The sequence below is a fragment of the Paraburkholderia largidicola genome (assembly GCF_013426895.1).
Classification (GTDB): domain Bacteria; phylum Pseudomonadota; class Gammaproteobacteria; order Burkholderiales; family Burkholderiaceae; genus Paraburkholderia; species Paraburkholderia largidicola.
The window spans coordinates 1,013,076-1,025,826 of sequence record NZ_AP023175.1; the positions used below are offsets into that span (position 1 = coordinate 1,013,076).

The window sequence follows — 12,751 nt, forward strand, 5'->3', positions numbered from 1 at the left end:
ATCGGTCCGGAGTGAGGCGTGTGAGGTACTGTGGCCTACACACAGTTTGCCACCTGGGCGGCGGCGGATTATCTGGCACGGCATGCTGTAACGCGGGAGCGTGAAGCGGGTGAGGCGCACCGCAAGAGCGCTGGCAACGAACGTGGGTCACGTGGTTGCCGTGTGAAGTGTAAGAACCTTTGGGGGCCCTCAGGCAAATACTAGAACTGGCGGTGTGAGCCGCTTTCTTTTGCCTACTTTTCTTTGCGGCGGCAAAGAAAAGTAGGTGCCGCCCCGCACAGGGGCAACGCATGCGAACCGAAAACATAACGCGGATGCCAGCGAAAAGCCCAAAACCCAAAACCCCGAACACCGAACCCCGAACCCCGAACAGCACCGCCAGTCAGTTGGCCTCCACACATTCAAACACATCCACCTGCCACGCAGGCCTAACCGACCATTGCCCGCTCTGCTTTAATAAAAGAGCGTTTGAATTCCAGGATCGGCTCGCCGTTCAACCCGATGAGGGAGGAATCGTTCGATGCGGCCCATTTTCATCAGTTACCGGCGCGAAGATACGGAAGGCCAGGCAGGTCGCCTGTTCGAATCGCTGCGCGAAGTGTTCGGCGAACACACGGTCTTCATGGACGTCGCCACGATCGAGCCCGGCGCCGACTTTCGCCGCGCGATCGAGACGAACATCGACAAATGCGCGGTGCTGCTCGCGCTGATCGGACGGACCTGGCTCACCGTCACGGATCGCGAAGGCAAACGGCGCATCGACAATCCGAGCGACTTCGTGCGGCTCGAAACGTCATCGGCCCTCAAGCGCGACGTGACCGTGATACCCGTGCTGGTGCAAGGCGCGACGATGCCGCAGGAAGCCGATCTGCCCACCGATATCAAGGACCTCGCGTACCGCAATGCATTCGAGTTGACGCACGCCCGCTGGGACAGCGACGTGCAACTGCTGATCAAGGCGCTGCGCACGCACGCAGGCGACGAATCGGGCGATAGCGCGCCCGCCGACACGCCGCACGACAGACTCACTTCGAACGCGAACGGCGGCAAAAAACACACGCGAATGTGGACGATTGGCGGCGCGGTCGCGGCCGTCGCGCTGATGGGCGCGGTCGTCATGAAGATGTCGGGGGCCGGACACGAGGCCAAAGCGGACACGACCATCGTTGCATCGGAACCCGTTCCGACTCTGGCGAGCGCGCCTGGAAATCAGCCAGGCAAAGGCGATCAGATGGTGTCGAAGAAAGCTTTGCAGCGGGCCGCGCACGATCGCGGCGCATGCGTCAGGCCATTCGTCTGGCGCCAGGCGCAACCTCGCGACAAAGTGTGCGTCACGCCCGAAACGCAACTGCGCATCATCGCCGAAAACCAGGCCGCCTCCGACAACCGCTCGCCGAACGGCGGTGCGTATGGACCGAACACCTGCAAGAACGGCTTCGTCTGGCGCGAAGCCTTCGAAGGCGACACCGTCTGCGTGACGCCCGAAGCCCGTCAGTTGACGGCCGACGACAATGCGCTCGGCGCACGGCGAATCGTGCCGCTGCCGCCGCAGTAACACCCAAGTCCCGTTTCCTCAAGCGCAAAAAAAGCCCCGGATTCTTGCGAATCCGGGGCCAATCCCATGTCAAGGAGTTCTCATGGAGGAGACGATTTCATCTTAGCGCCCGCCCGTCCCCGCTCCAACGAAGCCTTTTGCACAAGCAATCCACGCCGCCGCGCGCAGCCGATAACCCTTTCGCCGTTATATCGTTAGAACAAAAAGTCGTTTCCCGCTGGTACGATCGGTCACTAACATGGCGGTTCAGGTCCAGAGGCCCAATCGCATGGGACGCGCCGCAGGCGTCGAACATGCATCCGGCCGGCCGCCACTGCAGCAAGGAGCATGAAGTTGACCCGTTTCGACCAGAACCGCCGCCCGCTCGTGATCGGCATCGGCGGCACCACGCGCGCTGCATCGTCCACTGAACGCGCGCTCGGCTTTGCGCTGCGCGGCGCCGAACAGGCCGGCGCACGCACGCGTCTGTTTGGCGGCACGTTCCTGCACAGCCTGCCGCACTACGCGCCTGAAAGCACCCAACGCACCGACGAACAGATCGAATTGATCGAGGCCGTCCGTCACGCGGATGCCCTCATCATCGCCACACCCGGTTATCACGGCGGCGTGTCGGGCCTCGTGAAAAATGCGCTCGACACGCTCGAAGAACTGCGTGCCGACGAACGCCCCTATCTCGACGGCCGCGCGGTCGGCTGCATCGTCACTGCGTATGGATGGCAGGCGGCGGGCTCCGTGCTGACCTCGCTGCGCTCGATCGTGCACGCGTTGCGCGGCTGGCCGACGCCGTTCGGCGCAGGCATCAACACGCTCGAAACACGTTTCGAATCCGCGGATACCTGCTCCGATCCGAAGGTAGTCGAACAACTGTCGATAGTCGGCCAGCAGGCCTCGCAATTCGCGCTCGCGTTCCGCTCGCATCAGGCGGACGGCGCATCCGCGGCATCCGCAGTTCCGGCGAGTGACGCCGACGACACGCGCCCCAGGCGCGTTCTCGCACTGGCGAACTGATTCGCCGCTTCCTCTTCCCTTGGCGCACTGCCATGCACCGCATCGAAGCGGCGCGTGGCATTGCGCGTTTGCGCTAATACGCCTTCACCGTTCCCACAACGGCATCAACTGCCGCATCGCCTCGCTGCGTGCGCTGGCCAACATGCACGACGCCGCGATCGTGGTCCAAACAACAGACCCGGCAGCCTTCGCCGCCGCATCATCGCGACAACGCACGCGATAACGCCTCATCCAGATCCCCGCAGACCGTTCCCTGGCCGCCCGTGATTTGCTTGCGACGAATGATTGGTTCACGCGCTCCACGGCCCAGCCTACGCTAGTCCCTGCCCGCTTCGATTAACTGATCGCCGTGCTGCGCGCAATCCGTCGCGGGGAGGCGATCGAACATGAAACAGATGAACAGACATATCCGCTACAAAGGCTATGAGGTGGCCCCCGCTGCACAGCGCCTGCCCAACGGGCTCTTCGCCGCGAACCTCACCATCGAAAAAGCCACGGCCGCCAGCGGCGGACACGCCTATTCGTTCGACGCGCTCGACTATTTCTTCGACGAAGAACACGCCCTTGCGTATGCGTTCCGTTGGGGCCGCCTGTGGGTCGACAGCCATCAGTAAACAGTCCGGCTCTTTGCAATTTTTTGCGCCCCGCAGCGCAAAATGCGTGCGGCAGCACGGCGCATGCCCGCTCGACGCCACAAATTGACGGGTTATGACAGAATAGGCGGAATAACTAGCCAAGTTTCCGCCTGACATGTCTGACACCCTGGTAACAGAAGCAGAGGCCGCTCACGATCATGCACTGCGCAACTGGACCTTCGATGGCCACGCACGCATGCGGGTCGGCTCCGACGAACACAAACAGATGTTCTGCCGGATGCTTCTCGAAACGCATAACCCTTACAAACCGGCCGTTATCGACTGGCCGCAGTTGCCGCCCGATGCGTTGAAGCGCATCACGTCCCTACCTATCTGGGACATCGCCGTGCAGACGGAAGGCCGTGCGTCGATTCGCGTCGCCACCTACGCCGCGCAGGTACCAGACCCGCTGGTGCGCGAAGCGATCGAAATGGACGCAGCAGAAGAAGCGCGTCACAAGCACGTTTTGTCGCGCCTGGTCGCCGCCTACGGCATCGAGCTTGCGCCCGAGCCCGAGTATCCCGCGCCCCGCGACGCCGAATGGGCGTGGATGTTCACCGGCTACAGCGAGTGCATCGACAGTTTCTTCTCGTTCGGGCTGTTCCGCTCCGCGCAGCTGTCGGGCTATTTCCCGGAAGAACTCGTCGAAACGTTCGAGCCTGTGATCCAGGAAGAAGCGCGCCACATTCTCTTTTTCGTCAACTGGGTCGCGTGGTATCGCCGCACGATGCCGTGGTGGCGCCGTCCGTGGCATTCGCTGCGCGTCGGCGCGATCTGGGTCAAGCTGATCTGGGACCGCGTCGCGATTGCGAAGGGCATCGACTCGAACGGTGTCGCGCACGACTCGAACTTCCTGCCCGCCAACAGCGCGACGATCGGCCAGGCACTCTCGACGCGTCAACTGATCGAACTCTGTCTCCAGGAAAACGACCAACGGATGGCCGGATACGACAAACGGCTCGTCCGTCCGGCGCTCGTTCCTGCGCTCGCGCGGCTCGCACTGCGCCTGATGCGCAAGTAGTCCGCGCACACACGCACGCCCATTCACGTGCCGCGCGCCTGCGCTCGCAGGCGCTTTCGCGACACGTACCAATCGAGGGAGACAGACCACATGCAATGGACCGTCGATGAGCAACTCGCGCTGACCGCATCGCAGGCCGTCGCCGCCATCCAGTCCGGGCGGCTCGACGCGCGCGACTATGTCGCGACCCTGCTCGCGCGCGCCGCCGCGCTCGACAGCCTCAACGCATTCACCGCGATCGACATGGAAGGTGCGCTCGCCGCCGCGAAACGCATCGACGCGCTCCCACCCGACGAAAAAGCCCGGCTTCCGCTCGCGGGCCTGCCCGTCGTCATCAAGGACAACATCAATACGGCGGGTCTGCTGACCTCGGCGGGCACGCCCGCGCTCGACGGCTTCAAGCCGAAGACGGACGCGCCCTCCGTGCGCAAACTGATCGACGCGGGCGCGATCGTGCTCGGCAAGACCAACATGCACGAACTCGCGTTCGGCATCACGAGCGCGAATCTGTCCCCGCATGCGGGCGTCGTGCGCAATCCTTATGACCCGTCGCTGATCGCGGGCGGCTCGTCGGGCGGCACGGCCGTCGCCGTCGCCGCACGCGTGGCGCCCGCCGGCCTGGGGAGCGACACGGGCGGCTCGACGCGCATTCCCGCCGCGCTCACGGGGATTGCGGGCTTCCGCCCGTCGGTGGGCAACGGCGGCGCCGAGCGCCGCTATCACGACCCGCAGGCCGTCGTCCCGATCAGCCACACGCGCGATACCGTCGGGCCGATGGCGCGAACGGCCGCGGACGTTGCGTTGCTAGACGGCGTGATTACCGGCGACGCCGCGCTGCCCGACGTGCCGCTGTCGACGCTGCGCATCGGCTTGCCCGAGCCGCTGTGGGCCGACCTGGAACGCGCGACGGAAGATGTTGCTCGCGCCGCGCTGACGACGCTCGAAGCGGCGGGCGTCACGTTCGTGCCCGTCGCAATGCCCGAACTGCTGCAGTTGAACGAGCAGACGGGCGGCCCGATCGCGATCCACGAAGCGCTCGACGACGTGCGCGACTACCTCGTCGCGAACGATGCGCCCGTCCGGACGGTCGGCGAGCTCGCCGCGCGCATCGCCAGCCCGGACGTGCGCAATATCTACGACGTCGTGCTGGCAGGCGCGCTGGCCCAGCACTATTCGGACGCGATGAATATCTGGCGTCCGCAATTGCAGCAGCACTATGCCGACACGTTCGCGGCAGGGCGTCTCGACGCCCTGCTTTTTCCGACCACGCGCCTCGTCGCCGTGCCGATCGACGAAGTGAACGGCTCGTCCGTCGTGTCGATCGACGGCGCGCCCGCTATCGACGAAATGACCGCCTATCTGCGCAATACCGATCCCGCCAGCAACGCCGGCATTCCGGGCCTCTCGCTGCCCGCGGGCCTGACGCAGGATGGCTTGCCCGTGGGCATCGAACTGGATGGACCGCTTGGCAGCGACCGCCGGCTGCTCGCCATCGGCATTGCATTCGAAGCGCTGCTCGGCACGGTCCCCGCTCCGACTATCTGACACCTCATGATCCGACCACGCATCAGGCGCCTCGCGACGCTTGCCGTCGCGCTGTGCACGTCCGGCTGTGCGCTCATCGCCGCCGCCGATCCCAACGCGCTCTGGAATATCGTCGACCATCAGTGCGTGCCCGCCGCGCGCGCGTCGGGCGGCGCGGGCTTCTGCACGGCCGTCAATCTGCCCGGACACTACGCGATCCTCAAGGACATCAACGGCAACACGCAATATCTGCTGATTCCGACCGATCGTGTGGCGGGTATCGAAAGCCCGGGCGTGCTCGCCGCCGATACGCCCGACTACTGGGCCGACGCGTGGGCCGCGCGGCAGTACGTCGGCTCGCGCATCGGCCTGACGTTCCCGCCCAATCAGCTAGGTCTCGAGATCAACTCGCAGTTCCGCCGCACGCAGAATCAGCTGCATATCCATATGGACTGCATGCAGGAGGACATCATCAAGGACCTCGCGCGCTATCGCACCGTCGAGCCGGGCCAATGGCACTGGACGAAGCTCGACGGCAGCGCGTACCGCGTGATGCGCGTGCTGTCGCTGACGGGCGACAACGACCCGTTCCGGATCGTCGCGCGCGACCGCCAGGGTAGCGACTTGATGGCGCAGCAGACCATTCTCGTGACGGGCGCGGGGCCGAAAGACAGCGACGGCTGGCTCGTCGTCAACAGTGGGCTGGAACTCGACGACGGCAGCGGCACGGCGGAAGGCATGCTCGATCACGCGTGCAGAATCGGCATGCATCAGTAAAAGCGCCGAGCATTTGTTCAATTCGCACGTATAACCGGCGCCAAATCCGCTTTACTCAGAAGCTTTGCCGAACAAATTGGTTCGGCGGCGGCGGACGCGCCTTTAGGATCGGTGAACTGCAATACGACCGATCCGCCGATGTCTTTCTATCTCGACGACGCACAACGCCACGCGCTCACGCAGCGCCGCAACAGCTTCACATGGCGTACCGAATGGCCGACGTGGCTGCTGATCGGCGCGATCTACGGCGGATGGTTTTTTATCGCGAGTCATGCGCGTGGGTTCGGGCTGGGCGTGGCAATTCCGCTCCTCGCCGTGTTCAGCGCCTGGTATATGTCGCTTCAGCATGAACTGCTGCACGGGCATCCGACGCGCTCGGCGTTCGTCAACGGGCTCATCGGCTTTGCGCCGCTCGCGGTGTGGTTTCCGTATCGAGTCTATCGCGATCTGCATTTGCAGCATCACGATGATCCGCATCTCACGCATCCCGAAGTCGATCCTGAGAGTTATTTCGTCAGCCGTGAGGCGTGGCGGCAGGCTGGAATGCTGACGCGCGCGCTGCTGATCGCGCGGAATACTTTTGTTGGGCGGCTGCTGCTCGGGCCGGCGTTTTCGATTGCTGCGACTTCGACTCAGGCGTTGCGGAAGGTTGCGCGTGGCGATTGGGCTGATGTGCCTGCGTGGATCGCGCATTGTGTGGCGCTTGCCGGGTTGGTGTTCTGGCTTGATCGTCAGTGTGGGATCGCGCCTTGGCTGTTTATTGCAGGGGTCGGGTATCCGGCGCTGGCGTTGAGTTCGGTGCGGTCGTTTCAGGAGCATCGCGATGCGGAATTGCATGAGCAGCGGTCGGTGATCAATGAGGCTGCCTGGTATTGGCGGTTGCTATTTTTGAATAATAATTTTCATCTTGTGCATCATGATTTACCGCATGTGCCGTGGTTTGCTTTGCGCAAGGTTTATGTCGCGTCCCGCGGGCAATATGTCGAGCGGTCGGGCGGGTTTCTGGTTAAGGGGTATGGCGAGTGGGCCAGGCAGTACGCGTTTGGTGTGGCCGTGCGGCCCGTGCATGGGGAGTTGTTTCGCGGTACGCGGTTGGGTCGGCCTGGTGCTGCGGGTAAGACGTTTGCAGGCGGGCTGCAGGCGCGGGAGGTTCGTGTGTCCGTTGGGGCCGAGCGCGGGGCTTCGAGGGGCGGGAGGTTTTGATTCCCGGTGGCGCGGTCGGTTTTGGTTGTTCTGGCCTTTGTGCTGGCATCCGCGTGATGTTATTGGTTCGCAAGCGTTGCCCCTGTGCGGGGCGGCCCCTACTTTTCTTTGCCGCCGCAAAGAAAAGTAGGCAAAAGAAAGCGGCTCACACCGCCAGTTCTTGTATTTGCCTGAGGGCCCCCAACGGGTCTTACGCTTCAAACGGCAACACCCTGGTTCGCGTTCGTTGCCAACGTTCCCTCCGTACGCCTCACCCACTTCACGCACCCGCATCACAGCACCCCGTGCCAGATAGCCCGCCGCCGCCCAGGTGGCAAACTGTGTGTAGGTTGTCGCACGGTACAGGTTAGCGCGCTTACCAGAAACACCAATCCTGCTACACAGTCCGGAGTAATGCGCCTATGGCGCGAATGCCTACACACAGTTTGCCACCTGGGCGGCATGAACCGCTCGCTGTCACTCACCCTTGTGCGGGTGTCTGAAGCGGGTGAGGCATCCGTTCGAAGCGTTGGCAACGGGCACACGGCAGCAAGGTGCCGCGTGAAGGACGGGGCCGTTGGGGGCCCGCAAGCTAACGTCAAGGATTGGCGGTGTGAGCCGCTTTCTTTTGCCTACTTTTCTTTGCGACGGCAAAGAAAAGTAGGTGCCGCCCCGCACAGGGGCGACGCTTGCGAACCAATAACATCACGCGGATGCCAGCGCAAAGGCCAGAACAACCAAACCAAACCGCCCGCGCCGCCCAGGCGCCAAAAGCAAAAAGCAAAAAGCAAAAAACCACCCCGATCTGACCGAAAACACCGGAACCTCGGCGCTTCCGCACAGCCGCAACCCGGCACAATCGAACGCATATTGGGCGGCGTCACACGCGATAAAAGGAACAACTCATGGACTGGAAAAACCTGCTAATCGAAACGCCCGTCTGGCTGATGGCCCGCTTCCATCCATCGCGTTTCAACCCGCGCCGCGACACGCCACGCGAAATCCTCGTGCTGCGCCCCAACGATTTCGGCGAGCTACTCTCCACCACCCCGCTCTTCGAATCGCTGCGCAAGCAGTTTCCGACGACGCGCCTGATCGCCGGCATCGGCAGCTGGGGCCGCCCGATCCTCGAAAACAACCCCTATATCGACGAAATCGTCGAACTCGACGCGCCCTGGAACAACAAGATCGTCGCGGATCGCTCGCACAAGAACGTCCTGCGCTTCCTGTGGAAATCCCCGCAGATCGACGCGCTGCGCGCGCGTGGCGGTTTCGATGTCGCGATCGATGTGCTCGGCAGTTACATGGGCGCCCTGCTGATGATGCGGCTCGGCGCGCGCTACCGCATCGGCGTGCGCGGCTATCGCGGCGGCTGGAGCGGCTGCCAGGCGCACGTCGTCTACGCGAGACGGCAGGCCGGACGCGCGGCGCTCGCGCAAGGCGAACTGCTCGGCGCGACGGCGCTGCCGGAAGTGCGCCCCCAACTCTTTCTGACGGGCGACGAGCGCGCCCGCGCGGCACAACTCTGGACGGCGAATGCCGCGCAGGGCCGGCGCACGGTGCGCCTCGTCGCCGGCGTCGGTGCCGGCGTACCGACCAAGGCATGGCCCGCGCGGGAGGTGGGCGCGGCACTCGCGCAGATCGCGCAAGCGCTGGAACAGCAAGGCCACGCATGCGAAGTCGTGATCGTCGGCAGCGCGGCGGATCAGGCACGCGCGACCGAGGCCATCGCCGCAGCCGGTCCGGGCGTGTCCGTCCGCTCCGTTGCGGGCGAGGCGCCGATGCGCGTCATGTTCGCACTCGTCGAGCAGGCGGACGTCGTGCTGACGAACTCGACGATGCTGATGCACGTCGCAGCGGCATTCCGTCGTCCAACGGTGGCCGTGCTCGGCGGCAGCATCACGAGACCGGAAGTTCACGACGCGATATGGGGTTATCCGCCGCCCTATCTGAGCGTCACGCCGGAGAAGTCCGCGGACGGACAGCGGTTGCAGGATTGGCCGGACGTCGGACGTGTGGTGCAAGCGGTCTTGCAGTCCGTCGCAACGGTGGACGAGCCGCGCACGAGCCTCGATGCAGCGGCCTGAGACCGCGCGCGCTATTTCATCGACGACGTTGTTCAGCGTGCGTACCGTCACGGCGACCGTGACACGGTGATCGCTTGCTGAACCACGCGGCCCGCGGACCGATCCGCGTTTAGAATCGTCTGCATGAACAAGATCGCCGCCCTGCCGATGTACAACGTCTCGCCCGCGCTCGCCGCCGACTGGCACGCGCTGCTCACAGACGTACTGCGCAATGTCGAGCCTCGCGCCACGATCGTCGAACCGGACGATCTGCACGCATTCTGGCGGCGCCCCGATTTGCTGCTGTCGCAGACCTGCGGTTATCCCTACGTGCTTGGGCTGCACGACGACGTGCAACTGATCGCGACGCCGCGATTCGATGCGCCCGGCTGCGAAGGCGCGAACTATTCGAGCGTGCTCGTCACGCGTAGCGACGCGCCGTTCGATTCGATCGAAGCGTTTCGAGGCACGCGCGCCGCCTTCAATTCCACCGATTCGAACAGCGGCTACAACGCATTGCGGCACACCATTGCGCCGCATGCGAAAAACGGCCGGTTCTTCGGCGCATCACTGGAGACGGGATCGCATCTCGGCTCGCTGCGCGCGATTGCCGAGAATCGCGCGGACGTGGCCGCGATCGATTGCATCACGATGGCCTTCGTGCGCGACGCGTATCCCGAACTGACGGGCCGCCTGCGAGAAATCGGCTACACGCGCTCATCGCCGGGATTGCCGTTGATTGCGTCGACGCATGTCGCGCCTGAACAGGCCGACGCACTGCGCGACGCGCTCGACGAAGCGGTCGCAACGCAACCCGAACGCGCGCGGCGACTGAAGCTCAAAGGCTTTTCGCGCCTGCCGCCCGAAGCATACGAAAGCATTCGCCAAATGGAAAACGAGGCGCGCGTAGCGAACTACGCGCGCCTCGCATGACGCCTTTCGACAACCAGCGCCTTATTCGACGTCCAGCACCAACAGCTGCGCGCCGTCGGCGACCTGATCGCCGACTGCATACAGCACCTCCGCCACCTTGCCCGCTGTGGGCGCACCGATCGTGTGCTCCATTTTCATCGCTTCCATCACGATCAGCGGCTGCCCTTTCTCCACCACTGCGCCCTGCTCGACCAGCACGGCGATCACCTTGCCCGGCATCGGCGCAGTGAGACGGCCTTCGCCATGCTCGGCATCGGCTGCATGCGCAAGCAGGTTCTGCCATTCGAACGCAAGCGCCTCGCCCCGGCAGAACACATGGAACGTATCGCCATCGACAAACACGCGGCCCGTCACATGCGCGTCGCCGATCGTCGCGCCATATTCGTGCTTGCCCGCGCCCGTCCACCACTTGAACGGCTCGGTGCGGCCATCGTGCGTGAGCGTCCGCGTCTCACCGTCGCGCGAGAAAACCACCGTAAACGCAGCCTCTTTCTCGACGTCGCGCCAGTTGAGCGCCTGCGTATAGCCACCGTTCAGGCGCCAGTGGGACAGTGCATCCCACGGCGACGCGCCGTGCTCAACACCGCCTTCTCGCGTCAGCAGCGCACCACAAGCGAGCGCCAGCGCTTCGATGAACGGCTTTTCGACGGGCGCAAACAACGCATCGTGATGACGCTCGATCAACCCCGTATCGAGATCGCCCGTCGAAAACGGCACGCTCGCGACGATACGCTGCAGGAACTCGACGTTCGTATGCGGGCCGACCACTTCGCAGCCACGCAACGCCTGGCTCATGCGCTTCAACGCTTCTTCACGGCTCGCGCCATGCACGATCAGCTTCGCGATCATCGGATCGTAGAACGGCGTGATCGTATCGCCCTCGCGCACGCCGCTGTCGATACGCACGGGTGCACGCTCGCCGCCCACGCCGATCGAAAACTCCACGCCTTCCGGCATGCGCAGATGCTTCAACGTACCCGTCGACGGCAGGAAGCCGCGCGCCGGATGCTCGGCATAGATGCGCGCCTCGATCGCATGACCTTCGATCTTCAGTTGATCCTGCGCGAGCGGCAGCGGCTCGTTTGCGGCCACGCGCAACTGCCATTCGACGAGATCGAGTCCCGTCACCATCTCCGTGACGGGGTGCTCGACCTGCAGACGCGTGTTCATCTCCATGAAGTAGAACTCGCCACCTTCCGTCATGATGAATTCGACCGTGCCCGCGCCGACGTAATTCACCGCGCGCGCCGCCGCGACAGCGGCCTCGCCCATCGCACGCCGCACGTGCGGTTGAAGACCGGGCGCGGGCGCTTCTTCGAGTACTTTCTGATGGCGGCGCTGCACCGAGCAGTCGCGGTCGAACAGATAAACGGCTCCGCCATGCTTGTCCGCGAACACCTGCACTTCGACGTGACGCGGACGCGTCAGATACTTTTCGATCAGCACACGGTCGTTGCCGAAGCTGCTCGCGGCCTCGCGCTTGCATGATGCCAGCGCGGCGTCGAACTCCTCGGTGCGCGTCACCACGCGCATGCCCTTGCCGCCGCCGCCCGCGCTCGCCTTCAGCAGCACGGGGTAGCCGATCTCATCGGCCTGGCGATGCAGCAGGTCGGCGTTCTGATCGTCGCCGTGATAACCCGGCACGAGCGGCACGGCAGCCGAGTGCATCAGCGCCTTTGCCGCAGCCTTCGAGCCCATCGCGGCAATCGCTTCGACGGGCGGCCCGATGAACGCAATGCCCGCCTTCTCGCAAGCGTGCGCGAAATCCTCGTTCTCCGACAAAAAGCCGTAGCCGGGGTGCACGGCTTGTGCGCCCGTCGCGATCGCGGCCTCGATGATGCGTTCGACGCGCAGATAGCTTTCGGCCGCCGTCGATCCGCCGATATGCACGGCTTCGTCGCACGCGGCGACGTGCTTGGCGTTCGCGTCGGCGTCGGAGTAGACCGCGACGCTCGTAATGCCGAGCCGCTTGCAGGTCGCGGCGACGCGGCAGGCAATTTCGCCCCGGTTCGCAATCAGGATCTTGTTGAACATGAGGTGTCTCGATGGA

Annotated in this window: 10 protein-coding genes; 9 read left to right on the top strand and 1 reads right to left on the bottom strand. The window is 64.2% G+C overall.

Translation table 11 applies throughout. The features are described 5' to 3' along the window. Window positions 1-520: 520 nt before the first annotated feature. The 9 genes from PPGU16_RS21135 to PPGU16_RS21175 all read left to right on the top strand — a co-directional run bounded on the left by PPGU16_RS21135 (window position 521) and on the right by PPGU16_RS21175 (window position 10,701). Entirely contained in the window at window positions 521-1,555 is a 1,035-nt protein-coding gene (locus tag PPGU16_RS21135; protein ID WP_180724708.1) for a toll/interleukin-1 receptor domain-containing protein, read from the top strand. A 333-nt stretch (window positions 1,556-1,888) separates the two neighbouring features. Continuing rightward, window positions 1,889-2,563 carry an NADPH-dependent FMN reductase gene (locus PPGU16_RS21140; protein WP_180725165.1) on the top strand — a complete coding sequence of 225 codons (675 nt, stop codon included), beginning with the start codon at window positions 1,889-1,891 and terminating at the stop codon, window positions 2,561-2,563. A gap of 395 nt (window positions 2,564-2,958) precedes the next feature. Continuing rightward, window positions 2,959-3,177 (top strand): transcriptional regulator, encoded by a 219-nt coding sequence (locus PPGU16_RS21145; protein ID WP_180725166.1) that lies wholly within the window; start codon window positions 2,959-2,961, stop codon window positions 3,175-3,177. A 136-nt stretch (window positions 3,178-3,313) separates the two neighbouring features. Then, on the top strand, window positions 3,314-4,219 hold the full coding sequence (locus PPGU16_RS21150; protein ID WP_180724709.1) for a ferritin-like domain-containing protein: 906 nt from the start codon (window positions 3,314-3,316) through the stop codon (window positions 4,217-4,219). 90 nt (window positions 4,220-4,309) lie between these two features. Continuing rightward, on the top strand, window positions 4,310-5,764 hold the full coding sequence (gene iaaH, locus PPGU16_RS21155; RefSeq protein ID WP_180724710.1) for an indoleacetamide hydrolase: 1,455 nt from the start codon (window positions 4,310-4,312) through the stop codon (window positions 5,762-5,764). Between the two features lie 6 nt (window positions 5,765-5,770). Continuing rightward, the gene (locus PPGU16_RS21160; protein ID WP_180724711.1) at window positions 5,771-6,520 is read left to right on the top strand and encodes a CDP-diacylglycerol diphosphatase; all 750 of its coding nucleotides are present in this window, start codon (window positions 5,771-5,773) and stop codon (window positions 6,518-6,520) included. 138 nt (window positions 6,521-6,658) lie between these two features. Continuing rightward, window positions 6,659-7,723, top strand: a complete 1,065-nt coding sequence (locus PPGU16_RS21165; protein WP_180724712.1) for a fatty acid desaturase — start codon at window positions 6,659-6,661, stop codon at window positions 7,721-7,723. A gap of 884 nt (window positions 7,724-8,607) precedes the next feature. Further along, window positions 8,608-9,789 carry a glycosyltransferase family 9 protein gene (locus PPGU16_RS21170; protein WP_180724713.1) on the top strand — a complete coding sequence of 394 codons (1,182 nt, stop codon included), beginning with the start codon at window positions 8,608-8,610 and terminating at the stop codon, window positions 9,787-9,789. 123 nt (window positions 9,790-9,912) lie between these two features. Further along, a complete protein-coding gene (locus tag PPGU16_RS21175; protein WP_180724714.1) occupies window positions 9,913-10,701 on the top strand; it encodes a phosphate/phosphite/phosphonate ABC transporter substrate-binding protein in 789 nt (262 codons plus the stop codon). A gap of 21 nt (window positions 10,702-10,722) precedes the next feature. On the opposite strand, the gene PPGU16_RS21180 is transcribed toward PPGU16_RS21175, so the two are convergent. Beyond that, a complete protein-coding gene (locus PPGU16_RS21180) occupies window positions 10,723-12,735 on the bottom strand; it encodes an acetyl/propionyl/methylcrotonyl-CoA carboxylase subunit alpha (protein WP_180724715.1) in 2,013 nt (670 codons plus the stop codon). Window positions 12,736-12,751: the final 16 nt, after the last annotated feature.

Coding starts and splice junctions, on each gene's coding strand:
- PPGU16_RS21175 (WP_180724714.1), top strand. CDS start 9,913: ATGAACAAGATCGCCGCCCTGCCGATGTACAACGTCTCGCCCGCGCTC.
- PPGU16_RS21150 (WP_180724709.1), top strand. CDS start 3,314: ATGTCTGACACCCTGGTAACAGAAGCAGAGGCCGCTCACGATCATGCA.
- PPGU16_RS21160 (WP_180724711.1), top strand. CDS start 5,771: ATGATCCGACCACGCATCAGGCGCCTCGCGACGCTTGCCGTCGCGCTG.
- PPGU16_RS21135 (WP_180724708.1), top strand. CDS start 521: ATGCGGCCCATTTTCATCAGTTACCGGCGCGAAGATACGGAAGGCCAG.
- PPGU16_RS21145 (WP_180725166.1), top strand. CDS start 2,959: ATGAACAGACATATCCGCTACAAAGGCTATGAGGTGGCCCCCGCTGCA.
- PPGU16_RS21165 (WP_180724712.1), top strand. CDS start 6,659: ATGTCTTTCTATCTCGACGACGCACAACGCCACGCGCTCACGCAGCGC.
- PPGU16_RS21180 (WP_180724715.1), bottom strand. CDS start 12,735: ATGTTCAACAAGATCCTGATTGCGAACCGGGGCGAAATTGCCTGCCGC.
- iaaH (WP_180724710.1), top strand. CDS start 4,310: ATGCAATGGACCGTCGATGAGCAACTCGCGCTGACCGCATCGCAGGCC.
- PPGU16_RS21170 (WP_180724713.1), top strand. CDS start 8,608: ATGGACTGGAAAAACCTGCTAATCGAAACGCCCGTCTGGCTGATGGCC.